This window comes from Mesorhizobium sp. M0317, from assembly GCF_040321555.1.
Classification (GTDB): Bacteria; Pseudomonadota; Alphaproteobacteria; order Rhizobiales; family Rhizobiaceae; genus Mesorhizobium.
Window position 1 is genome coordinate 1 of record NZ_JAMYRV010000006.1, and the last position, 20649, is coordinate 20649.

General features: G+C 63.3%; 24 protein-coding genes. 14 read left to right on the forward strand and 10 right to left on the reverse strand.

Translation table 11 applies throughout. The features are described 5' to 3' along the window. Positions 1 to 733 (reverse strand): CAF17-like 4Fe-4S cluster assembly/insertion protein YgfZ (ygfZ, locus tag NKI88_RS07175; protein WP_352654395.1); only part of this gene is annotated, 733 nt, incomplete at its 3' end. Between the two features lie 82 nt (positions 734 to 815). Between ygfZ and NKI88_RS07180 the strand changes: the two genes are divergently transcribed. The 3 genes from NKI88_RS07180 to NKI88_RS07190 all read left to right on the forward strand — a co-directional run bounded on the left by NKI88_RS07180 (position 816) and on the right by NKI88_RS07190 (position 3220). Continuing rightward, the gene (locus NKI88_RS07180; protein WP_023727576.1) at positions 816 to 2147 is read left to right on the forward strand and encodes a dihydroorotase; all 1332 of its coding nucleotides are present in this window, start codon (positions 816 to 818) and stop codon (positions 2145 to 2147) included. 54 nt (positions 2148 to 2201) lie between these two features. Beyond that, complete coding sequence (locus NKI88_RS07185; RefSeq protein WP_027049982.1) at positions 2202 to 2429, forward strand: hypothetical protein; 228 nt, start codon at positions 2202 to 2204, stop codon at positions 2427 to 2429. A 62-nt stretch (positions 2430 to 2491) separates the two neighbouring features. Continuing rightward, complete coding sequence (locus tag NKI88_RS07190) at positions 2492 to 3220, forward strand: nucleotidyl transferase AbiEii/AbiGii toxin family protein (RefSeq protein WP_023684480.1); 729 nt, start codon at positions 2492 to 2494, stop codon at positions 3218 to 3220. Between the two features lie 21 nt (positions 3221 to 3241). On the opposite strand, the gene NKI88_RS07195 is transcribed toward NKI88_RS07190, so the two are convergent. From NKI88_RS07195 to NKI88_RS07210, 4 genes are all read right to left on the reverse strand, one after another. Further along, the gene (locus NKI88_RS07195) at positions 3242 to 4045 is read right to left on the reverse strand and encodes a hypothetical protein (RefSeq protein WP_023687301.1); all 804 of its coding nucleotides are present in this window, start codon (positions 4043 to 4045) and stop codon (positions 3242 to 3244) included. Between the two features lie 106 nt (positions 4046 to 4151). Then, complete coding sequence (locus tag NKI88_RS07200) at positions 4152 to 4409, reverse strand: hypothetical protein (RefSeq protein WP_023673564.1); 258 nt, start codon at positions 4407 to 4409, stop codon at positions 4152 to 4154. Positions 4410 to 4737: 328 nt separating this feature from the next. Beyond that, entirely contained in the window at positions 4738 to 5115 is a 378-nt protein-coding gene (locus NKI88_RS07205) for a TIGR02301 family protein (protein WP_023692875.1), read from the reverse strand. A gap of 67 nt (positions 5116 to 5182) precedes the next feature. Further along, on the reverse strand, positions 5183 to 5590 hold the full coding sequence (locus NKI88_RS07210; RefSeq protein ID WP_023698665.1) for an NUDIX hydrolase: 408 nt from the start codon (positions 5588 to 5590) through the stop codon (positions 5183 to 5185). Between the two features lie 126 nt (positions 5591 to 5716). Here NKI88_RS07210 and NKI88_RS07215 point away from each other — a divergent pair, with 126 nt between their 5' ends. After that, on the forward strand, positions 5717 to 6475 hold the full coding sequence (locus NKI88_RS07215; RefSeq protein ID WP_023727577.1) for an SOS response-associated peptidase: 759 nt from the start codon (positions 5717 to 5719) through the stop codon (positions 6473 to 6475). A gap of 138 nt (positions 6476 to 6613) precedes the next feature. Here NKI88_RS07215 and NKI88_RS07220 read toward each other — a convergent pair whose 3' ends face one another. Further along, positions 6614 to 6769 carry a hypothetical protein gene (locus NKI88_RS07220; RefSeq protein ID WP_023673568.1) on the reverse strand — a complete coding sequence of 52 codons (156 nt, stop codon included), beginning with the start codon at positions 6767 to 6769 and terminating at the stop codon, positions 6614 to 6616. Positions 6770 to 7159: 390 nt separating this feature from the next. Here NKI88_RS07220 and cysS point away from each other — a divergent pair, with 390 nt between their 5' ends. The 9 genes from cysS to NKI88_RS07265 all read left to right on the forward strand — a co-directional run bounded on the left by cysS (position 7160) and on the right by NKI88_RS07265 (position 15201). Further along, positions 7160 to 8593, forward strand: a complete 1434-nt coding sequence (gene cysS / locus NKI88_RS07225; protein WP_352654397.1) for a cysteine--tRNA ligase — start codon at positions 7160 to 7162, stop codon at positions 8591 to 8593. 283 nt (positions 8594 to 8876) lie between these two features. Continuing rightward, positions 8877 to 9281: an endonuclease domain-containing protein gene (locus tag NKI88_RS07230; protein WP_023684473.1), complete on the forward strand. Its 405-nt coding sequence runs from the start codon at positions 8877 to 8879 to the stop codon at positions 9279 to 9281. Further along, positions 9278 to 9664, forward strand: a complete 387-nt coding sequence (locus tag NKI88_RS07235) for a VOC family protein (RefSeq protein ID WP_023684472.1) — start codon at positions 9278 to 9280, stop codon at positions 9662 to 9664. Before NKI88_RS07230 ends, NKI88_RS07235 begins: the two co-directional genes overlap by 4 nt. A gap of 22 nt (positions 9665 to 9686) precedes the next feature. Beyond that, positions 9687 to 10193 carry a GFA family protein gene (locus NKI88_RS07240; RefSeq protein WP_023705379.1) on the forward strand — a complete coding sequence of 169 codons (507 nt, stop codon included), beginning with the start codon at positions 9687 to 9689 and terminating at the stop codon, positions 10191 to 10193. Beyond that, positions 10190 to 10666 (forward strand): GFA family protein, encoded by a 477-nt coding sequence (locus tag NKI88_RS07245; protein WP_023743782.1) that lies wholly within the window; start codon positions 10190 to 10192, stop codon positions 10664 to 10666. Before NKI88_RS07240 ends, NKI88_RS07245 begins: the two co-directional genes overlap by 4 nt. 8 nt (positions 10667 to 10674) lie before the next feature. Beyond that, complete coding sequence (gene pip, locus NKI88_RS07250) at positions 10675 to 11631, forward strand: prolyl aminopeptidase (protein ID WP_023824156.1); 957 nt, start codon at positions 10675 to 10677, stop codon at positions 11629 to 11631. 187 nt (positions 11632 to 11818) lie between these two features. Next, positions 11819 to 13435, forward strand: a complete 1617-nt coding sequence (gene cimA / locus NKI88_RS07255) for a citramalate synthase (protein ID WP_023709768.1) — start codon at positions 11819 to 11821, stop codon at positions 13433 to 13435. Positions 13436 to 13573: 138 nt separating this feature from the next. Further along, positions 13574 to 14503: an EamA family transporter RarD gene (gene rarD, locus NKI88_RS07260; protein WP_023824155.1), complete on the forward strand. Its 930-nt coding sequence runs from the start codon at positions 13574 to 13576 to the stop codon at positions 14501 to 14503. An 11-nt stretch (positions 14504 to 14514) separates the two neighbouring features. Next, a complete protein-coding gene (locus tag NKI88_RS07265; RefSeq protein WP_023673578.1) occupies positions 14515 to 15201 on the forward strand; it encodes a glutathione S-transferase family protein in 687 nt (228 codons plus the stop codon). 66 nt (positions 15202 to 15267) lie between these two features. On the opposite strand, the gene NKI88_RS07270 is transcribed toward NKI88_RS07265, so the two are convergent. The 4 genes from NKI88_RS07270 to NKI88_RS07285 form a co-directional block, all read right to left on the reverse strand. Then, on the reverse strand, positions 15268 to 16260 hold the full coding sequence (locus tag NKI88_RS07270) for a transporter (protein WP_023687312.1): 993 nt from the start codon (positions 16258 to 16260) through the stop codon (positions 15268 to 15270). 158 nt (positions 16261 to 16418) lie between these two features. After that, the gene (locus NKI88_RS07275) at positions 16419 to 17723 is read right to left on the reverse strand and encodes a sulfotransferase family protein (RefSeq protein WP_352654400.1); all 1305 of its coding nucleotides are present in this window, start codon (positions 17721 to 17723) and stop codon (positions 16419 to 16421) included. A 121-nt stretch (positions 17724 to 17844) separates the two neighbouring features. Next, complete coding sequence (locus tag NKI88_RS07280; RefSeq protein WP_352654402.1) at positions 17845 to 18120, reverse strand: hypothetical protein; 276 nt, start codon at positions 18118 to 18120, stop codon at positions 17845 to 17847. Further along, positions 18107 to 18718, reverse strand: coding sequence for an LOG family protein (locus NKI88_RS07285; RefSeq protein ID WP_023673582.1), 612 nt, complete (start codon positions 18716 to 18718; stop codon positions 18107 to 18109). Before NKI88_RS07285 ends, NKI88_RS07280 begins: the two co-directional genes overlap by 14 nt. 125 nt (positions 18719 to 18843) lie before the next feature. Between NKI88_RS07285 and NKI88_RS07290 the strand changes: the two genes are divergently transcribed. Further along, on the forward strand, positions 18844 to 20472 hold the full coding sequence (locus NKI88_RS07290; RefSeq protein WP_352654403.1) for a LysM peptidoglycan-binding domain-containing protein: 1629 nt from the start codon (positions 18844 to 18846) through the stop codon (positions 20470 to 20472). Positions 20473 to 20649 lie beyond the last annotated feature (177 nt).

The following is a 20649-nucleotide window of genomic DNA, read 5'->3' on the forward strand; positions in this document are numbered from 1 at the left end:
CGATGCGGGCTATGGCGAGCCCGGCGGGGCCCGCGGCCGAGCCGAGCGGGCCCACGGGCCGCCCCGCAACCGAAAGCGCCGTGCCGGGCGCGGGTACGGCGCGGTGGGCCGAAACGATCAGCACGCGGCGCCTGGCGGTGCCGCGATGCTGCATGCGCGAGACCACTTCCTGGCCGACATAGCAGCCTTTCTTGAAGCCGACGCCGCCGGTCTCGTCGAGCAGCACGTCGTGAGGGAAGGCATCGCCGAGCTGATAATCGGAACCGCTTTCGGCAATGCCTTTGGCGATGCGGAGCGCCTTCCACGCAGCCGGGTCGCCACCTGCGGATGCGCCGCCATAGAAACGGCTCACAACCACATCGCGGAAGCGGGCATCGGCAAGTGTCGTTGAATCAGAAGGTGAGGCGCTTGAATCATCGCCCCACGCAACCGTCACAAGCACTTGATCCTGCTTCGCGATCTCGGCCTTGGCGCGCAGCTTGTAAAGCATCAGCCGGCGCAGGAAGTCGTCTGCGACGTCGGCACGGCAATCCAGCCGGAATCCGTCCTCGCCGCTACGCGAGATCAGGAAATCAAACAGGATCTTGCCTTGCGGCGAAAGCAGCGCACCGGGTTTTGCCGCACCGGCGCCCAGCGTGTCGAGGTCGGTGGTGAGGATGTTCTGCAAAAAATGCTCGGCATCCGGGCCTGACACAGAAATGAGAGCGCGGTCTTTGAGCAGGGCAAAAGGCATGGGCGGCAAAGAACCTGATCTTGCAAAACGGTCGGCCTTTACGTAAGCCGACGATACTCCCCCCGCAAGAGACCGAACGCCCATGGCCACCACCTACGACCTCATCCTGACAGGCGGCACGGTGGTCAACCATGATGGCGAGGGCGCGCGCGATGTCGGCGTCAAGGGTGGTCGCATCGTCGCAATGGGCGATCTTCGCCAAGCTTCGGCCGGCGAAGCGATCGACTGTCGCGGGCTGCACGTCCTGCCCGGCGTCGTTGACAGCCAGGTGCATTTTCGCGAGCCGGGGCTGGAGCACAAGGAAGATCTCGAGAGTGGATCTCGCGCCGCTGTTCTGGGCGGGGTCACCGCCGTCTTCGAAATGCCCAACACCAATCCGCTGACCACCAGCGAGGCGGCGCTTGCCGACAAGGTGCGCCGCGCCACCAGCCGGATGCATTGCGACTTCGCCTTCTGGGTTGGCGGCACGCGCGAGAATGCCGATGATGTCGGTGAGCTCGAGCGGCTGCCCGGTGCTGCCGGGATAAAGGTGTTCATGGGCTCGTCCACCGGCGATCTGCTGGTCGAGGACGACGAGGGTGTCGCATCGATCCTGCGCAACACCCGCCGCCGTGCCGCCTTTCACTCGGAGGACGAGTTCCGGCTGCGCGAGCGCCTGGGCCTGCGCGTCGAGGGCGACCCGTCATCGCATCCCGTCTGGCGCGACGAGATCGCGGCCTTGCGCTGCACCGAGCGGCTGGTGCGCATCGCGCGCAGCACCCGCGCCCGCATCCATGTCCTGCACATCTCCACTGCCGAAGAGATCGTGTTCCTCGAACAGCACAAGGATGTCGCCACCTGCGAGGCGACGCCGCACCATTTGACGCTCACCGCCGACGACTATGCGCGGCTGGGCACGCTGATCCAGATGAATCCGCCGGTTCGCGCGGCCCGCCATCGCGACGGCGTCTGGCACGGCATTGCGCAAGGCATCGTCGATGTGCTCGGCTCCGACCACGCCCCCCACACGCTGGCCGAAAAGGCAAAGCCCTATCCGGCCTCACCGTCGGGGATGACCGGGGTGCAGACGCTGGTGCCGATCATGCTCGACCACGTCAATTCAGGCCGGCTGACCCTGCAGCGCTTCGTCGACCTCTCCAGCCATGGCCCACAGCGCATCTTCGGCATGGCCCGGAAAGGCCGTATCGCCGCAGGCTATGACGCCGATTTCACCATTGTCGACCTCCAGCGGCGCGAGACCATCACCAATGCGCAAGCCGGCTCCAAGGCCGGCTGGACGCCCTATGACGGCAAGGAAGTCACCGGCTGGCCGATCGGCACCATCGTGCGCGGTCGTCGCGTGATGTGGGAAGGCGAGATCGTCACGCCCGGGCAGGGCAGGCCGGTAGAGTTTTCCGAGGCGCTGCCGGCTTAGCGGTTTCTTGCTGCGTTGGATTTTTTAAGCGCTATCCACTACGTTAAGGGCATTATGAACGCAGATATCGCGCCCATGATTGTCCCTGCGGAGTTTCCGGAGCTCCAGGCGCTCGCCTGGAACCGCGATGCGGCACGCCCGATTCCGGCCGAAGAGGCATTTGCGCTGTATGAGCGTAATTGGCGGTTTGTCGATCAAAAGCGTCTTACTGTGCGTGAGAAGATGCTTATCCAAAGTTTGGCAGACAAATTCGGTCACGGCGTGCTCTTGACCGCCGGCTGATTTCCCTCACCTGATCGTTCCTCGCAGCCGGAATATCAACAGGACACACCGCGAGCGTCATGATGGAATTCAAGAGGCCCGAGCACCAGATCATTGCCGAAGCGCTCGGATTGATGGATCGCCATTTCCTGACCGCAAACCAGTGCTGGTTCGGCGGTGGCACTGCGATCGTTATGAAATTCGGGGAATATCGCCGCTCACTGGATGTGGACTTCCTGTGTGCGGACAGTGATGGCTATCGCGAATTGCGGACCTCCGCAGCCGAACGTGGCGTCAGAGCATTCTTTCCTGAGCCGGTCGAGGCTGTTCGGGACTTCCAGATCGATCAATATGGCTTGCGGACGATCGTGCGGTTGAAAGGCCAAACGATCAAGTTTGAAGTCATCCGCGAAGGCCGCATAAAACTGCGAGGCCATTTCGACGACGATCTGAATGTATCCGCCCTGGTCCCGGCGGATATGTTTGCCGAGAAGTTGCTGGCGAACGCGGATCGATGTCAGGACCGTGCAATTGCATATCGCGATGCCATCGATCTTGGAGTGCTGGTTGGCATCTATAAGGAAATCCCGAGCGACGCTGTTGGCAAGGCGAAGGCGGCCTATGGCGTGGATATCGAGCGCAAGGTGGCTTGGGTGGTAAACAGGCTGCGGGACAAGGAAGAATTGCGGCATGCCGCCGAGGTGCTGCAAATGGATCCCAACGCGGCGGTCGAAGCGATTTCGGCCCTTCGAAATGAAGGTATCCGCATATGGCCTGACACAGGCCTCGAGCTTTCTAGCCCTAGCCAGTAGCCATCCCAGGGGAATCGCCGTTCAATCCCCGGCGACGAAGAATGTCCACTGCCCGGCCGGCGTGATGCCGACGCGGTAGAAGATGTAGGCGCCGAACTGCTTCATGTCGTCATAGTCGCCGGCGGTGACGATCTTGAACAGTTCGACCCGCTGCCTGGCGTTGAGCTTGTCCAGCGGCAGGGCGAAGAAATATGGCCAGACATAGAGTTCCTGCGGTGTGCCGACGTCTACATGGACATAGCCGGCATTGAGCACCTCTTCCAGGATAGCGAGGATTTCCTGACCTTCCTTGTCGCCCGATAGCCCTTTCAGGAAGGCGATCGGGTCGCCCTCGATTTCGCCCAGCGACAATTGGGTCATGGTGTCGCCCTTGCCGATCAGCGGCCGCAGCTTCTCGATGTCGCCGCTTACGCAGGCCTCGACCATCAGATCGCGCATGCGCCTGACGGGCTCGGGCAATTTGGAAAGGTCATAGACGACTTCGGGCACCGGCGCTTCTGGATCGGCACGCGGGTTGGCCACGCCGCCATCGTTGGCGGGGGCTTCCGGTTGGCTTTGTTCGGGCTCCGTGGGCGATTTCGGCTGGCTAGCGGCCGGTGGCGCCGTGCCGGGCAGATCGGGCATTGGCACTGAATTTTCCGACGGCGCCGTCTCACCATTGGCTGGTGGCCCGGCAGGAGCTGGAAGCTCCTCGCGCTTGATCTCGCTCAGCGCATAGGCAGGGTTGCTGGTCAGGACAAGCGCCAGCGGAACCGCGGCGCAAGAGGCGGCAAGCCAGATGCTGAGGACCACGCCGCGAGGCCGGCCTGACATCGAAAAATTCACCGCTTGCCTCTCCTTGGGCCTAGGCTGTTCAGGCATGATGCCCAAACGGCGCGCCGTCGTCAAAGAACCGGTAAGCTGGCGATGCACCCTCTGAGACGCGCGACGCCTAGTGCCGAAACCGCTCCGGCTCGAAGGCGCCGGCGATCACCTTTTCACGCATGCGATCGAGCAGGGCAAGGGCCGAGGTTTCGCCATTGGCTCGCAGCATCTCGCCGAACGCGGTTTCAAGCGCTGCCTCGGCGATGATTTCAGGTTCTATGCCGGCCGACAGACCTTCCGCCCAGGCCTCGCTATGGCTTTCCACCGCGGTCAGGCGCTTTTCTTCCCTGACCAGCGCGTCGATGTCGTTGACGCCATGTTCCATTTGCGATGTCCACCTTTTCAAGCGGCGGTCCGACGGGTCGGATCCGGCTTGGGCTGCCCCTATCTCACGCAGGCTAAGTAAGTATCTGTAAATACGACATTTTTTTGATCGTCTTTACAAACTTCGTCGCCTGCGTTCGGTCCGATTCAAACTTAGCCGATTAGACCGGTGAGCGGGATGAAAACCTTCAGTTTGAGTTAATTCCGCATTCGCGCGCTAACGTTTCGTTAATACTGTTGCGCAAGTGCAACACCAAGATTGCATCAACGTGCCGTGGATACAAGGCGGGTGCTCGAAAAGGCGTTCGCTAAACGCCGTCTGGCGCTCGTCAGTTGCCGTAACGCGAGGCGATGTCGCGCGACAGCGTCTCGCCTTCCTTCATGTAGCGGCTGATGGCTTCGGTCGCTGACGGCGTGCATTGGGTATAGGTGCCGCCGAAGGAACGGTAACCGCGGTTGAAGCTGGCGATGAAGCGGGCACGCCGCTCCGGATCGGGATTTTCCGAATCGATCAGCTTTTCCATCTCGGTGCGCCACTGGTCGCCCTTTTCGCCGCACAGATTGCGCAGGAAATGCAGCGACCCCAGCACCTCGGCCAGTCGCATCAGCCCGGGCTCGAACGGCGACTCGGCGGCCAGCGCCGGCTGCACGGCAAAAGCCGTGGCGGTGGCGATGCATGCGGCAAGGAACAGCGAGGTGCGGGTCATAAGTCTATCTGACGAAACATTTTGTCGCCTGCAAGGCGATTCTCGGAGCGGCAGATATGGGCCTGCTTCAGGCCAAAAGCTCTTCAGCCACCTCCATGACGTCACCCGCGAGCGGCAGCGTCGCCATTTCATCAAGACTATAGAAGGCGGCGGTCTCGGCATCGTCGCTGGCCGTCGCTTCGCCGCCGGCATAAACGGCGCCGAACACGGTCAGCAGATAGTCGACCGGGTGATTCTCGCCGCTGCCGTCGATGTGGATGTCGCGAAGCGGACGATAGTCCTGCGCCCGCAGCCCGGTTTCCTCCAGCAATTCGCGCACTGCTGCTTCTTGCAGCGTCTCTCCGGGCTCGACCTTGCCGCCGGGAAAGGCATAAAGCCCCTGCGACGGCGGCCGCGCCCGCTTGACCAGCAGCACCGTCCTGCCGCGCACGACGGCGACCGAGACTGCGGGAAGTGTCTTGCGCTGCTCGTTCATCGATCTCGTTTTCGCCTATGTGAGGCCAGACCCTTGTGGACCGGCCGGCGGCATTGAGCTTTAGCGGTTGCGCAACGCCGGTTCCATCGCCACTTTCGCGATCGGATCATTTCATCGAGCTTTCCCATGTGCGGACGCTTTGCCCTGACGGCCACGCCGGACCAGACCGCCGCCTTGCTCGGCCTGGCGGAGCTGGAGGATTTTCCGGCCCGCTACAACATCGCGCCGACGCAGCCGGTGCTGATGGCGCTGTCGGGGCCGCCGCGCATGCCGGGCTCGAATTTCCCGGATCGCCAGGCGATGCTGGTGCGCTGGGGGCTGATCCCCACCTGGGTCAAGGACACCAGGGAATTTCCGCTGCTCATCAACGCGCGTTCGGAAGGCGCTATTGAAAAAGCCTCGTTCAAAGCTGCCATGCGCCATCGCCGTGCCTTGGTGCCGGCCTCCGGCTTCTATGAGTGGCAGCAATCCGGCAGCGGCAAGAAGGGCCAGCCCTACTGGATACGGCCGAGGCATGGCGGGGTGATCGCCTTTGCCGGGCTGATCGAAACCTATGCCGAGCCGGGCGGTTCGGAAATGGACACCGGCGCCATTCTTACCGTCAACGCCAATGCCGGCTTCGCCCATATCCATGACCGGATGCCGGTGGTGATCGCGCCTGAAGATTTTGCCCGCTGGCTGGACTGCCGCACGCTCGAACCGCGCGATGTGGCCGACCTGCTCAAGCCCGCGCTGCCCGAGTTCTTCGAGGCAATTCCGGTCTCCGACCTCGTCAACAAGGTCGCCAACATCGGGCCGGAGATACAGGACATGGGCATCGTCGAGCCCGGCAAGGTCAGGCGCCAGAAGCCCGGCGCGGACGACAGTCAGATGACGCTGTTTTAGAGCGCGCTCCCAAGAAGCCAGGTCCGGTCTTCGGGAAGAACCTGCTCAATAGGAAGAGCTGTTGTTTTCAGGCGCGCTATGGGCGCCTCAGCCTTCCGTTCCGGCGCACGCCTTGTCGGCGGCCGGCACGATGCCTGTTCAGGCAGCGCGGGGCGAAGTGATTTTCGGCGCCGGCTTTTTATTCTTCGCGGTATGGAGAAGGGCGGCGACGATCGCGGCCGGGCCGATCGCACGGTAGTGGTTGGCGAGCGCCGGTTGCTTGGCGCGGCTCGATTCCTGCTTGGTTCGTGACATCGATCTCTTCCCTGGTAACATTTCCGTGTCTGCATTTGCCGGCCGAATCTGACCGAATCGTGACCTATGGTGGACTAGCCGGCGAATGTTTCATGACTGTGCCGACATGTTTAATAAAATGTTTCAGCGGCTCCTGACCTATGATCCAGCGACGCTTTTGCCGGAAGTTGCGACTTGACGGCAACACCGGCCAAGGCGATAAAGCCGCCGATGAAAACGTTTTCCGCCATTTGTGGCATTTGCATTATTGGCTAGCTTCGCGCTGGTCCGGACGTTTTCGCCTCACCTTTCCCCAGAGTGGACAAACGCCCCGGCCAGCAGGCTGGAGCCCGATTTGTGCCTTGGCACAGGTAGGCTCCATCCAGAACTTAACGGACCGGAAGGGCACGCATGTCTGACGCATCGAAGGGTCTCAGCCTCTACAACACGCTAACGCGGACGAAGGACGTGTTCGTCCCGATCGACCCGTCGAATGTGCGCATGTATGTCTGCGGTCCGACCGTCTACGACTTTGCCCATATCGGCAATGCGCGTCCGGCGATCGTCTTCGACGTGCTGTTCCGTTTGCTGCGTCACCTCTATGGCGAGGCTGGTGTCACGTATGTGCGCAACATCACGGATGTCGACGACAAGATAAACGCCCGCGCGCTGCGCGATTTCGGCGCCGAGATCGCGTTGGGAAGCCTGACGCTCAACGAGGCGATCCGCCGCGTCACCGAAAAAACCGCCGATCAGTACCACAAGGATGTCGCCGCACTCGGCTGCTTGCCGCCGACGGTTGAGCCACGCGCCACCGAGTTCGTCGCGCGCCGCGCCGACGGCAAGGTTGACATGATCACCCTCATCGAACGTTTGATCGAACGCGGCCACGCCTATGTCGCCGCCGGCGAAGTGCTGTTCGACACCGCCTCGATGCCGGATTATGGCGAGCTGTCGAAGCGCAATCTCGACGAACAGCAGGCCGGTGCGCGAATTGCCGTCGACGCTCACAAGAAGAACCCGGGCGATTTCGTGCTGTGGAAATTGTCGTCACCGGAAGAGCCCGGCTGGGACAGCCCATGGGGCAGGGGCCGTCCGGGCTGGCACATCGAATGCTCGGCCATGTCGGCCGCCTATCTCGGCGATGTCTTCGACATCCATGGCGGCGGCCTCGATTTGATCTTCCCGCACCATGAGAACGAGATCGCCCAGTCGCGTTGCGCCCACGGCACCGACGGTATGGCCAATGTCTGGATGCACAACGGCTTCCTGCAGGTCGAGGGCCAGAAAATGTCGAAGAGCGTCGGCAATTTCTACGCGATCGCCGAACTGCTGGAGACCGAAACTTTCGGCGGCCGCAAATGGCCGGGCGAGGTGCTGCGGCTGGCGATGCTGATGACGCATTACCGCGAGCCGATCGACTTTTCCGTACGCAAGCTGGAAGAGGCCGAGAATACGCTGCGCAAATGGAAGCGCGCCGCCGATCTCTCCCCGTCGGCAGGGCAAGTTCCGGCGGAGGTTGTGGCGGCGCTGTCTGACGACCTCGCCACCTATGCCGCCTTCCAGCAGCTCACGCAGCTTGCCGGTGAGGCCGCGGAGGGCAACGAAGCGGCCGCATCGCTGAAGGCATCGCTGTTGTTCCTCGGCTTCGATATCGGCGCGGCCAAGGTCGACGAGGCAGCGATCGCCAAGGCGATCGCCAAGCGCTTGGAACTGATCGTAGCGAAAAACTGGGCCGAGGCCGACCGCATCCGCGACGAGCTTCTGGAGCAAGGCGTGCAGCTGAAGGACGGCAAGGATCCTGTCACCAACGAACGCGTGACGACGTGGGAGGTGAAGCGGTGAGGGTGGCGCGAGACACCGTTGTAAGATTGGCGAAGGCGGCAGCGACAGCCAATCTCCCCCCTTGCGGGGGAGATGTCCGGCAGGACAGAGGGGGGTTCGAAGGAACGCCAGCGTTCCTTCTTGCCCACTTTCATTTCGGTCACTTTCTGAGAACGCAATGGCTGCCGGTTGAGACGCTGGCGGGACAGCACTCCCCTCTGTCCTGCCGGACATCTCCCCCGCAAGGGGGGAGATCAGCCCTCGCCTCGGTTTTCGCTAATCGCCAGCGCGGAGTGGCCTGAGCATGGGTCACGACCTCGTTCCATCGCGTCAGCGCAAGAATGCAAAGTCCATGCGTCGCGTCATGACCGATGCCGAGCTGAAACTGTGGAATGAGTTGCGGGCTCACCGGCTGATGGGGATGAGCTTTCGCCGACAGGTACCGATTAGGCCCTACATTGTCGACTTCGCCTGTTCGGCCCACCACCTCGTAGTCGAGGTTGATGGCAGTCAGCATGCCGACGTAGAAGATGCAGAACGCGACAAGGCACGCAGCGCTCAATTGAGTGCCAGTGGCTGGACCATCCTGCGCTTCTGGAACGACGACGTCATCCGCGATATCGACAATGTCTGCCAGCACATCGTGATCGAGGCCGGCTTGGCCGGCGCCGACGTGCCGGCGCCAGCAAGGGAGGAACTTGTTTCATGATCGACCATCTCGGCATCAATGTCGCCGATTTCGGCGCGTCGAAAGCCTTTTATGACCAGGCGATGGCGCCGCTTGGCGCCTCGCTGATCTACATGGTGCCACTGGAATATACCGGCGGCGCCAAGGTCGGCGGTTATGGCCGCGACCGGCCGGTGTTCTGGCTGCAGGCCAGCGATGACAAGCCGAGGACCCATCAGCACGTCGCCTTCACCGCGCGCAGCCGCGCCGAGGTCGACGCCTTCCATGCCGCGGCGCTCGCCGCCGGCGGCAAGGACAATGGCGGGCCGGGGCTGCGCCCGCATTATCACCCGGACTATTACGGCGCCTTCGTCTTGGATCCCGACGGCAACAATGTCGAGGCCGTCTGCCATGCGCCCGAATGACTATGAAACGGAGTGAAACGCCATGAGCCTCGACAACCGGCCGATCTACACCGGCGGCTGCCAGTGCGGCGCGGTGCGCTTTCGCGTCGAGGGTGCGCTGGGTGACGCCTCGATCTGCCATTGCCGCATGTGCCAGAAGGCGTTCGGCTCATTTTACGCGCCCCTGGTCTCGGTGCGTGGCGCCAAACTCGACTGGACGCGCGGCGAACCGAAATATTTCGCCTCGTCCAGCCATGTCGATCGTGGCTTTTGCGCCAATTGCGGCACGCCGCTGACCTTTACCGCGCCCGACGGCATCGGCCTCGCCATTGGCGCCTTCGACAATCCGGCTGATATCGTGCCGCTGATCCAGTGGGGCACGGAGGCAAAACTTCCCTATGTCGATACCATCCCGCAATTGCCGGCCGAGGACACTATGGCCGACATGTCGTCGGCGCCTTATCTCGCCGAGCTCGTCTCCTACCAGCATCCCGACCATGACACCGACCAATGGGACACCGAACACCGGCCGCCAGAGGGAAAATCATGACGGATGAAGTTCGAACCGGCGGCTGCCAGTGCGGCGCCGTGCGTTTCCGCATCAAGGGCAAGCTCGGCCGGGCGTCCATCTGCCATTGCCGCATGTGCCAGAAACAGTTCGGGTCGTTTTTCGGCGCCCTGGTGACAGTGCCCAAGGATGGCGTCGAATGGATGCGCGAGGAGCCGACCTACTTCCAGTCGTCGGTCAACATCGATCGCGGCTTCTGTGCCCGCTGCGGTACACCGCTGACCTATCGCCAACCTGGCGCACTGGAGATCGCCATCGGCGCCTTCGACGACCGCTCCGATCTGGCGCCGCAAATCCAGGTCAACTACGCGGTCCGATTGCCTTGGGTGGAAACGATCTTTGACCAGCCCGTGCATCAGGATCCGGATTTCTACTCCCGCCAGGAGCAGATCATCTCGTTCCAGCATCCCGACCACGAAACCACGGACTGGCCCGCGCACGGCCTGAAGATATGAGCAATGAAATGAACAGTGAACTTCGTACTCTTTATCCCGAGATCGAGGCCTTCGAGTCCGGCATGCTCGATGTCGGCGACGGCCATCATATCTATTGGGAGCGCTCCGGCACCAGGGGCGCCAAGCCGGCCGTGTTCCTGCATGGCGGTCCTGGCGGCGGCTTCTCGCCAAAACATCGGCAATTGTTCGACCCGAAGCTTTACGACGTCATCCTGTTCGACCAGCGCGGCTGCGGGAAATCGACACCCAACGCCTCGCTCGAGGCCAACACCACCTGGCACCTGGTTGCCGACATCGAGCGGCTGCGTGAGATGTGCGGCTTCGAAAAATGGCTGGTGTTCGGCGGCTCGTGGGGCTCGACGCTGGCGCTGGCCTATGCCGAGACGCATCCTAATCGCGTCAGCGAGCTTGTCGTGCGCGGCATCTACACGCTGACCCGCGCCGAGCTCGAATGGTACTATCAGTTCGGCGTCTCCGAGATGTTCCCCGACAAATGGGAGCGTTTCCTGGCGCCAATTCCTGAAGCCGAGCGCGGCGACATGATGGCCGCTTACCGCAGGCGGTTGGTCGGCGCCGATGGCAAGGCGCAGCTGGAAGCCGCCCTTGCCTGGAGCCTGTGGGAAGGTGAGACGATCACGCTGCTACCGGAGCCGGAGACCAGCGACAAGTTCGGCGAGGACCACTTCGCCATCGCCTTTGCCCGCATCGAGAACCACTATTTCGTCCACGCCGGCTGGCTGGAGGAGGGGCAGCTTCTGCGCGATGCCCATAAGCTCGCGGATATTCCCGGCACAATCGTCCACGGCCGCTACGACATGCCGTGCCCGGCGCGCTATGCCTGGGCCCTGCACAAGGCCTGGCCGAAGGCGGATTTCCACCTCATTGAAGGCGCCGGCCATTCCTATTCGGAGCCGGGGATTCTGGATCGGCTGATACGCGCGACGGATGGGTTTGCGAGGAAATGACAGCGCGTGGCACCCCCCTCTGTCCTGCCGGACATCTCCCCCTCAAGGGGGGAGATTGGCTGTCATCGGCGCTTTCGCAAATCTTCATCGCTGCAGGAAACGATCCGACGCTAAAGCTGCCGATCTTCCCCCTTGAGGGGGAGATGGCCGGCAGGCCAGAGGGGGGTGCTCGCGCGCCAACAGAACAATGACCAAACAACGCCTCTATCTCTTCGACACAACCCTCCGCGATGGCCAGCAGACGCCGGGCATCGACTTTTCCGTCGAGGACAAGATCGCGATTGCCAAGCTGCTCGATGAGTTCGGCATGGACTATGTCGAAGGCGGCTATCCCGGCGCCAATCCGACCGACACCGCCTTCTTCCAGCAGAAGCGCACGGCGAAGGCAAAGTTCGTCGCCTTCGGCATGACCAAGCGGGCAGGCGTGTCGGCATCCAACGACCCGGGCCTGGCAGCGCTCGTGCAGTCCAAGTCCGACGCCATCTGCTTCGTCGCCAAGAGCTGGGACTATCATGTCCGCGTCGCGCTCGGCTGCACCAATGAGGAAAACCTCGACTCCATCAAGGCTTCGGTCGAAGCAGCAATCGCCGCGGGCAAGGAAGCGATGGTCGATTGCGAGCATTTCTTCGACGGCTTCAAGGCCAATCCGGACTACGCACTGGCCTGCGCCAGGACTGCCTATGAAGCCGGCGCGCGCTGGGTGGTGTTGTGCGACACCAATGGCGGCACGCAGCCCTCGGAAGTGCGCGCCATCGTCGACAAGGTCATTGTTTCAGGTATTCCGGGCGGCCATCTCGGCATCCATGCCCATGACGACACCGGCCAGGCGGTGGCCAATTCGCTCGCCGCCGTCGAGGCCGGCGTGCGCCAGATCCAAGGCACGCTGAACGGCATCGGCGAGCGCTGCGGCAACGCCAATCTGGTCTCGATCGTACCGACGCTGGCGCTGAAGCCGGCCTTCGCCGATCGGTTTGAAACCGGCATCTCGGCCGAGGCGCTGACCGGGATATCCCGGCTTTCCCGCGCCTTCGACGAATTGCTGAACCGCGCTCCGGAAGCGCAGGCGCCCTATGTCGGCGCCTCGGCCTTCGCCACCAAGGCCGGCATCCATGCCTCCGCACTGGCCAAGGAGCCGGCGACCTATGAACATGTGCCGCCCGAGGCGGTAGGCAACCGCCGCCGCGTTATGGTTTCGGACCAGGGCGGCAAGGCCAATTTCCTCGCCGAGCTGAAGCGGCGCGGCATCGATGTGCCCAGAGACGACCATCGTCTCGATGCGCTGATCTCGGTGGTCAAGGAGCGCGAGGCCGAGGGCTACGCCTATGAGGGCGCCGATGCCTCCTTCGAGCTGTTGGCGCGCAAAATGCTGCACGGCCTGCCGGAGTTCTTCAACGTCACTTCGTTCCGCTGCATGGTCGAGCGCCGCTTCGATGCCAACGGCCAGTTGAAGACGGTCTCCGAAGCCATCGTCAAGGTGATGGTCGAGGGCGAGGAGAAGATGTCGGTGGCCGAAGGCCACGGCCCGGTCAACGCGCTCGACATCGCGTTGCGCAAGGACCTCGGCAAATTCCAGAGCGAGATCGCCGACATGGAGCTCGCCGATTTCAAGGTGCGTATCCTCAATGGCGGCACCGAGGCGATCACCCGCGTCCTGATCGAATCGCATGACGGCACCGGCGCCCGCTGGTGGACGGTCGGCGTCTCGGAAAACATCATCGACGCCTCCTTCCAGGCGCTGATGGATTCGATCGTCTACAAGCTGATGAAGAACCGCGACATGGCGGGATTGGTGGCGGCGGAGTAAGCTTGCAGGACTTGGGTTCCTCGCCCCTCGAAGTGGGGCGAGGAACTGGCGGCGCCCCTTGAACCATCAGCGGAAGTCCATTGATCCATCATAATTTTGCGATGGTTTTGGATGGCCCACTGGGCCATAGCGTTTGCCATGGCCAGCAACACGATCCAGCCCGACGCCGACTCCAAAGCCCGTAGCGGCTTTCTCCTCGCGCTCGGCGCTTATCTGCTATGGGGGCTGTTGCCCTTCTACATGAAGGCGGTTGCGCATCTGCCGCTGATCGAGGTGATCGCCCACCGCATCGTCTGGTCGGTGCCGATTGCTGCTGCAGTGCTGGTCTGGGCCGGCCGCACAGCCGATTTCAAGGCGGCGATCCGCTCGCCGCGCAGCATCGCCATGGCGGCGCTGACGGCGACCCTGATCTCCGTCAACTGGGCCATCTATGTCTGGGCGATCTCGGTCGACCGCACCGTCGAGACCGCGCTCGGATACTACATCAACCCATTAGTTAGCATCGTCGTCGGCGCGTTGTTGCTCGGCGAGAAGCTCGACCGGCTGCAGATCGCGGCCGTGTTGCTGGCGGCGGTCGCAGTTGCCGTTCTGACCGTCGATGCCGGCAAATTGCCTTGGGTGTCGTTGGCGCTGGCGTTTTCCTTCGCTGCCTATGGGTTCTTCCGCAAGACGCTGCCGATCGGCCCGAGCCAGGGCTTTCTGCTCGAAGTGCTTTTGCTGTCGGTGCCGGCGCTTGCCTACATCGTCTTCCTGGTCGTCAACGGCCAGGACCATTTCATCTCCAGCAACGGCACCGATATGGCTTTGCTCATCGGCTGCGGCCCAGTCACCTCGGTGCCGCTGCTTCTGTTCGCCTTCGGCGCCAAGCTTCTGCGCCTCTCCACCATCGGCATCATGCAGTACATCGCACCGACCATGGTGTTCCTGATCGCCGTGCTGATTTTCGACGAGCCGTTCGGCACCACGCAAGCAATTGCCTTCGCGCTGATCTGGGCGGCATTGGCGATGTATTCCTGGTCGATGTTTCGTGGCCGTGAAATCAGCCCGGTGGCGTTGGCCCCGAAGTAGGGAGCCTTTCGATGTACGTGCTGCATATCGCCAACAAGAACTATTCGTCATGGTCGCTGCGGCCATGGGTGCTGATGCGCACCCTCGACATTCCGTTCGAGGAGCAATTGACGCCGTTTCCGACCGGGCCCAGTTTCGATCTTTACCGGGCGTTCTCGCCCAGCGGGCGCGTGCCTTGCCTGGTGGATGACGGCTGGGCTGTCTGGGATTCGCTGGCTATTGCCGAGTATCTCGCCGAGCGCCACCATGGTGTGTGGCCTGCCGAGGCCAAGGCGCGAGCCTGGGCGCGCTCGGCCGCCGCCGAAATGCATTCTGGTTTCACGGCCTTGCGCGGCGCATGCCCGATGAATTGCGGCTTGCGGGTGAAACCGTTGCCGATGTCGGACGCGCTGAAGCAGGATCTGTTCCGTTTGGGCGATCTCTGGAACGATGGCCTTGCCCTGTTCGGCGGGCCGTTCCTTGCCGGCGGCCATTTTACCGCCGTCGACGCCTTCTTTGCTCCGGTGGCGTTCCGTGTGCTATCCTATGGGCTGTCTTTCGAAGGGGCAGCTGCAGCCTATCCCCCGCAATTGCTTGGCCTGCCGGCCATGCAGGAATGGTATGCGGCGGGTCTCGCCGAGACCTGGCGGGAGCCGGACCATGAGGCGGAGGTCGCTGCCGCCGGCACCATCGTCGAGGATCTTCGCGCTACGGCGTGATGGGCATTCCAGGAAAAGCGCGCCGCGTTCCCTTGGGAATTGCGTGAAAACAAAGGGATCGGGGCGTTACGTCCGCCCGAGCCGCCTTACGAACATGTAGGTCGCCGCGGCGATCACGATCGAAACCGCCGAGACCACCCAGAAGCCCATCGGCGTATTGACCATGGGCAGGCCACCGACATTCATGCCGAACAGGCCTGATATGATGGTCATCGGCAACAGCACCGCCGTCATCACCGACAGCACATAGAGCAGCTGGTTGGACTGCATTGTCAGCTTGGCCATCAACTCGTCCTGCAGCAACCTTGCGCGTGCCTGCAACTGCTCGCCGTCGTGATAGAGCGTGTGTGCCCGGTGCGAGAGCCTTGTCGCCATGTCATTGATCCGATCGGGCAGCTCATTGCGATGCGAATGGTCGAGATGGCGAAAAAGGTTTGTGAGCGTCGCCATCTGCCGGTGGATGACCACCAGTTGACGGCGCGCCTCGACCAGCGACTGCCGCTCGCCGTGCCAGGCATCGCGCACGATACGGTCCTCGATGCCGTCCAGCGTATCGCCAAGACCGTGGAGCTCGGCCGCCATGCCGTCGAGCGACTGGCCCATGACCGCTTCGACCAGGTCGGCGGGGGAGCGGAATTTGCGCGAGCCGCTCTCCACCGCCTTGCGGATGAGATCGACCGATTCCAGTGGCTGCTTGCGCGCGCCGATCAGCGTGTTATCGTTGAGCGCAAAACGGAAATGGCCGAGCCCGCGCGCTTCCGCCGAATAGTCGTGGCGCAGATCCGGCAGGTCGCCATAAAGCCAGGCATCCTCGAGATCGATGTGGCAACCCTGGCTGGCGCCGAGGAAAGCTTCGCGCACCGGCCCGGGCAGAGCCTGCTCGGCGGCGATCTCATGACGGGCGCGCAGGTCGGACAGCTGGTAGCTGCGCCATGTCCATGCAACCTCGGCCGCGTCCTTGGTGCGCAGGCCCTCGGCGGTGAAATGGTAGATGAAGAACAGCCCGTGCTCGTCGGGCAGGCAAGGCGACAGGCCTTCCGCGTTGAGAGCAATGTTCACGGCTCGCCTCGCCAAGAAATTTCGACCAGGTTCAGATTTCGACTATGCCGACGCGCGGATGCCGACCCGTCCTTCGTAACACGAGTGAGGCGGGTTCCGTGTGACGGTTTCTTGACAGGCGATCACAGTTTGTCGAGCAGCGTTTAGAGTGTTTGCTGCTATCGCCGACGAATGGAGCTCACCCATCGCAACGGTCCGGTCAATCGCCAGCTGCGTGACGCAAGCGCCGCATCGCGCTCCGCCACCAGGTCGTCTCGGATCCTGGCCAGCGCGCTACGCTCGGCTACGAGGCCGTCTTGGGCCAGGGCGAGCGCGTCACGCTCCGCCATGAAGCTGTCTCGGGCTTGGATGAGGTCCTGCTGGGCGTGAGCAAGCGCATCACGCTCCGCCATGAAGCTGTCTCGGGCTTGGATGAGGTCCTGCTGGGCGTGAGCAAGCGCGTCACGCTCCGCCATGAAGCTGTCTCGGTCTCGGATGAGGGCCTGTTGGGCGTCAGCGAGGGCGTCACGCTCGACGATGCCCTTTTCCAGTTCGCCGTGTAGCCGTTTAGCGGCCAGGTTCCCTGCGGTAACGGCCTTGCCAACCACATCGCAGCTCTCATCGAACGTCGCCCGCACCCTGTCGAGCTGGTCGCGCAAGTCCTGGCTGTCGCCTTCAGACGCCATACTGCGCAAAATGGCATAGGCGCTGCGGACTAATGGCGTGGCATCCGGATGGTTTTGCAGATCAGCGACCGAGGCCCGCTGATGATGCAGGTCCTTGTCCAGGAACTCGGCGATTGCGGTGTCGGCCTGATCGGACGTGACAGGCCAGACGATTCCGGTCTCCCTGGCCGCGCGGTCCATCTGATGTCGCCAGTCGCTCAACAGGTCTTCGTGGCGCAGGATACAGCGCGGCATGTGTCGCGAATGATGCTCCGCTTCGAGCACGTGCCTGAGCCACAGCATGAACGCTGTCGGCAGTTCCATTTGATCCCGTTCCTGCAGCGAACAGGCGACTTCGAGCGGGTTGCGGACAGGCAGAAATGCGATCGGGTCAATCCTGAGATCGGCCAGGATCGAGGCTATGAAGGGGAGGAACCGGCAGATCCGCGGATCCTTGACGAAAAACAGGGGGGCATCGCCGAACTCGCTGGCAATGATCGCCGTCATCATGGGGCGAAATCGCTCGGCTGCCGGCGACTGCAGCCACTGCCGATCTAGCGGCAGCCAATCTTGCCAGGAGGAGGCGGCCGCCGTGAGCAGGTGGTCGTCGGCGATGGTGAGTGGGGTACTTTCCCAATGTCCCTTGGGATTGTGGAGGCTCCCGGGCAGCAGATGTTTCGGCGGCGTGGCTCCATGCGCGGCGACGAGGGCGCCGAGCGCCGAGGTGCCGCTGCGGTGCATTCCGAGGACCAGGATCGCCGTCCTTGGTTCCGACGCGATCTCGCCCTTCGCGGCCTTCAATCGCTCGCGCGGATTCATCTCCCCTTTGTCTCGCTCTCCAAATTTCCGTTCCCGCCCAATGTTCTCCGTGAACCAACTGCGAAGCGGGCTGCAAATGGAAATCGTCGCCAACGTGCTTACATTGCGCACAAGACGGAGCTCAAGAAAAGCTGGACAGATCGAAGTCAGCTGCCCCAACGCTACAGATCCTTGCCAAGCGGATGCAGTCGATCAGTGGCTTCGCATTGGACTTCTGCTTCTGGGCCAGGCTGGCCTTGTTGCTGTCGCCGATCCAGATGTTGCCCAGTGTTTCGTAGCCGGCAGCCTTGAGCGCCAGCACGACGCGGCGCAGTTGATGCGCCAGGCCGACGACACCAACCGGGCTCAATTCCTGGCCGCCTGCGCCAAGGCCGGCTTCGTCCTCACATCTTGTCAATTACAGACTGCACGCCTTCCGTCGGCGCATCGACCGACGACCCCGCCACCATGATGGCGGCGACGATGGCCTCGGGGTCTTCGACCACCAGCGGCTTGACCCGTTGCGCGGTGTGGATGAAGCCTTCGCTGGCCATATGGTCGAGCAGCGCCAGCATCGGATCCCAGAATCCTTGAACGTTGGCGAAGACGATCGGCTTGCGGTGATGGCCGAGCTGGCCCCAGGTCATGATCTCGACGATTTCCTCGACCGTGCCGATGCCGCCGGGCAGCGCCACAAAGGCGTCGGATTTCTCGAACATCTTGTGCTTGCGCTCGTGCATGTTGTCGGTGATCAGCAACTCGTCGAGCCGGTCAAGCGCGGTTTCGGTCGCCTCCTTGTTGATGAGGAAGCGCGGAATGATGCCCGTTACCTTGCCGCCGGCCTTGAGCGCGCCTTCGGCGACTGCGCCCATAATGCCTTTGGTGCCGCCGCCATAGACCAGCCGCAGGCCGGCTTTGGCGAGCGAGCGGCCAAGCAGGTGCCCGGCCTTGGCATAGATTTCATCGCGGCCCGGAGACGAGCCGCAATAGACGCAGACGGATCGAATCGTGTTCATTCGTGATTGGTGATTGGGTCTGAATGCGGGGTCAAGCCCCAAGGGCTGACAAGCCCGGGCTTTTTCTTGTCGGTGCCGGCAAAACACGCTAGACCGGCTTCAGGTGGCTAAGGGGTAGGGGAAATATGGCTGTTAATCCATTGAAGGCGTTTCTGTTCGCGGCCGGTGGGACCGTCGCGGTCGTCGGAACCGCCTATGTATCGGGCGCACTCGACCCGTATCTGAATCCCACGCCGCCTGCGGCGATTGCATCGCTGACGCCGCCGGCTGAAAAGCCGGCCGATCCGGGGACCGAGGGAAGGCTGCCGCCGGCGCCCGCCGCGCCCACCGATGCCAAGGCTCCCGCAGCACCCGCGCCTGCCGACGCAACGGCTCCCGCGACCGAAGCTGCGGCTCCGGCGGCACCTGCCGCGCCCGCTGCTGCCCCAACAACCCCAGCGCCGGCCGCGGCCGGCCCGGTTGCGCCGAGCTTCGACGTCGTGCGCGTCGAAAGCAACGGCTCGATCGTCGTTGCCGGCAATGCTGCGCCCAATTCGAAGGTCGAGATCCTCAACGGCTCCTCGGTGCTTGGCTCGACTGTCGCCGGTCCGGACGGCGCCTTCGTCATCGTTCTCGACGATCCGCTGAAGCCCGGCGACTATACGATTGGGTTGCGCGCGACGGCCGGCGATGTGGTTACCCCTTCCGTGCAGACCGCCGTCGTTTCGGTTCCCAAGGACGCCGCCGGCCAGGTGCTGGCGATGGTCGAGGAACCCGGCAAGCCGGCCGAGCTGCTTAGCGTCCCGGCGCCTGAGACCAAGCCCGCGGCACCGGCCGCCGGCGATCAGGCCGCTGCCCCAGCCGCTGAGGCGCCTGCTACGGCTGCGCCTGCCGTGGCCGCTGAAACAGCACCTGCTGCTCCGGCTGTGGAAGCCGCAACTGCCCCTGCAGCGCCAGCAGTACCTGCAGCGCCGCCGGCGGCAGGCGTGGCTGCACCCAAGATCGTCGTCGAGGCGGTCGAGATCGACGGCAACAAGATCTTCGTCGCCGGTCTGGCTGACGCCGGCCGCAAGGTGCGCGCCTATGCCAATGATATCCTGCTTGGCGATGCGGTGACCTCGCCCGACGGTCATTTCCTGGTCGAGGCGACGCGCGACATCCCGGTCGGCAGCTACACCATCCATGTCGACGGTCTCGACGCCGACGGCGTGAAGGTCGTGGCCCGCGCCGCCGTGCCGTTCGAGCGCGAACCCGGCGAAGCGATCGCCGCCGTGGCGCCCGCGGAGGCCAAGCCCACCGAGACCAAGCCCGCCGAAGCAAACCCTGCTGAGCCGGCCGCACCGGCTGCTGCCGAAGCACCGGCCGCTCCGAAGCCTGCGGCGCCCGCCACGATCGCGGCTGCCCCTGCGCAGCCCGCACCCGCTGCTGCCGCATCCGCACCAGCCGCACCGGCAGCGCCCGCCGCTGAGGCTCCAGCCGTCGTCGCGGCGGCAACGCCCGACCTGCCCGAGACGGTGGCGCCAAAGCTCGAACATGCAGACGGCGCGGTCATCATCCGCAGGCACGACACGCTGTGGCGGATCTCACGGCGCGTCTACGGTCACGGTGTGCGCTTCTCGACCATTTATCTCGCCAACCAGGACCAGATCAGCGATCCCGACCGCATCTGGCCGGGGCAGGTGTTCAAGGTTCCGGAAAAGTCCAAGGAAGGCGAAGCCGCCGACCTCAAGGCGATGGGCGAGCAGGTGACAACGGCGCCGGTGAAGACGCAGTAGCGGCCGAGCGCTTGATCTCCTCCCTTGAGGGGGAGATGGCCGGCAGGCCAGAGGGGGTCGCCGCGCATAGAACGCCGACCTTCTCTTTGCTGCAAACGACGTTGCATCAGGACGTACCGACCCCCTCTGTCGCCTTCGGCGACATCTCCCCCTCGAGGGGGGAGATTAGGTCGCTCT

Bases quoted from the DNA above. Each gene is read 5' to 3' on its own strand.
- NKI88_RS07200 (WP_023673564.1), bottom strand. From the start codon at position 4,409: ATGGAACATGGCGTCAACGACATCGACGCGCTGGTCAGGGAAGAAAAG.
- NKI88_RS07245 (WP_023743782.1), top strand. From the start codon at position 10,190: ATGACGGATGAAGTTCGAACCGGCGGCTGCCAGTGCGGCGCCGTGCGT.
- NKI88_RS07230 (WP_023684473.1), top strand. From the start codon at position 8,877: ATGGGTCACGACCTCGTTCCATCGCGTCAGCGCAAGAATGCAAAGTCC.
- NKI88_RS07215 (WP_023727577.1), top strand. From the start codon at position 5,717: ATGTGCGGACGCTTTGCCCTGACGGCCACGCCGGACCAGACCGCCGCC.
- NKI88_RS07210 (WP_023698665.1), bottom strand. From the start codon at position 5,590: ATGAACGAGCAGCGCAAGACACTTCCCGCAGTCTCGGTCGCCGTCGTG.
- NKI88_RS07185 (WP_027049982.1), top strand. From the start codon at position 2,202: ATGAACGCAGATATCGCGCCCATGATTGTCCCTGCGGAGTTTCCGGAG.
- NKI88_RS07205 (WP_023692875.1), bottom strand. From the start codon at position 5,115: ATGACCCGCACCTCGCTGTTCCTTGCCGCATGCATCGCCACCGCCACG.
- NKI88_RS07190 (WP_023684480.1), top strand. From the start codon at position 2,492: ATGGAATTCAAGAGGCCCGAGCACCAGATCATTGCCGAAGCGCTCGGA.
- rarD (WP_023824155.1), top strand. From the start codon at position 13,574: ATGGCCAGCAACACGATCCAGCCCGACGCCGACTCCAAAGCCCGTAGC.
- cimA (WP_023709768.1), top strand. From the start codon at position 11,819: ATGACCAAACAACGCCTCTATCTCTTCGACACAACCCTCCGCGATGGC.
- NKI88_RS07235 (WP_023684472.1), top strand. From the start codon at position 9,278: ATGATCGACCATCTCGGCATCAATGTCGCCGATTTCGGCGCGTCGAAA.
- NKI88_RS07285 (WP_023673582.1), bottom strand. From the start codon at position 18,718: ATGAACACGATTCGATCCGTCTGCGTCTATTGCGGCTCGTCTCCGGGC.
- NKI88_RS07290 (WP_352654403.1), top strand. From the start codon at position 18,844: ATGGCTGTTAATCCATTGAAGGCGTTTCTGTTCGCGGCCGGTGGGACC.
- NKI88_RS07220 (WP_023673568.1), bottom strand. From the start codon at position 6,769: ATGTCACGAACCAAGCAGGAATCGAGCCGCGCCAAGCAACCGGCGCTC.
- NKI88_RS07180 (WP_023727576.1), top strand. From the start codon at position 816: ATGGCCACCACCTACGACCTCATCCTGACAGGCGGCACGGTGGTCAAC.
- NKI88_RS07275 (WP_352654400.1), bottom strand. From the start codon at position 17,723: ATGAATCCGCGCGAGCGATTGAAGGCCGCGAAGGGCGAGATCGCGTCG.
- NKI88_RS07240 (WP_023705379.1), top strand. From the start codon at position 9,687: ATGAGCCTCGACAACCGGCCGATCTACACCGGCGGCTGCCAGTGCGGC.
- pip (WP_023824156.1), top strand. From the start codon at position 10,675: ATGAACAGTGAACTTCGTACTCTTTATCCCGAGATCGAGGCCTTCGAG.
- cysS (WP_352654397.1), top strand. From the start codon at position 7,160: ATGTCTGACGCATCGAAGGGTCTCAGCCTCTACAACACGCTAACGCGG.
- NKI88_RS07265 (WP_023673578.1), top strand. From the start codon at position 14,515: ATGTACGTGCTGCATATCGCCAACAAGAACTATTCGTCATGGTCGCTG.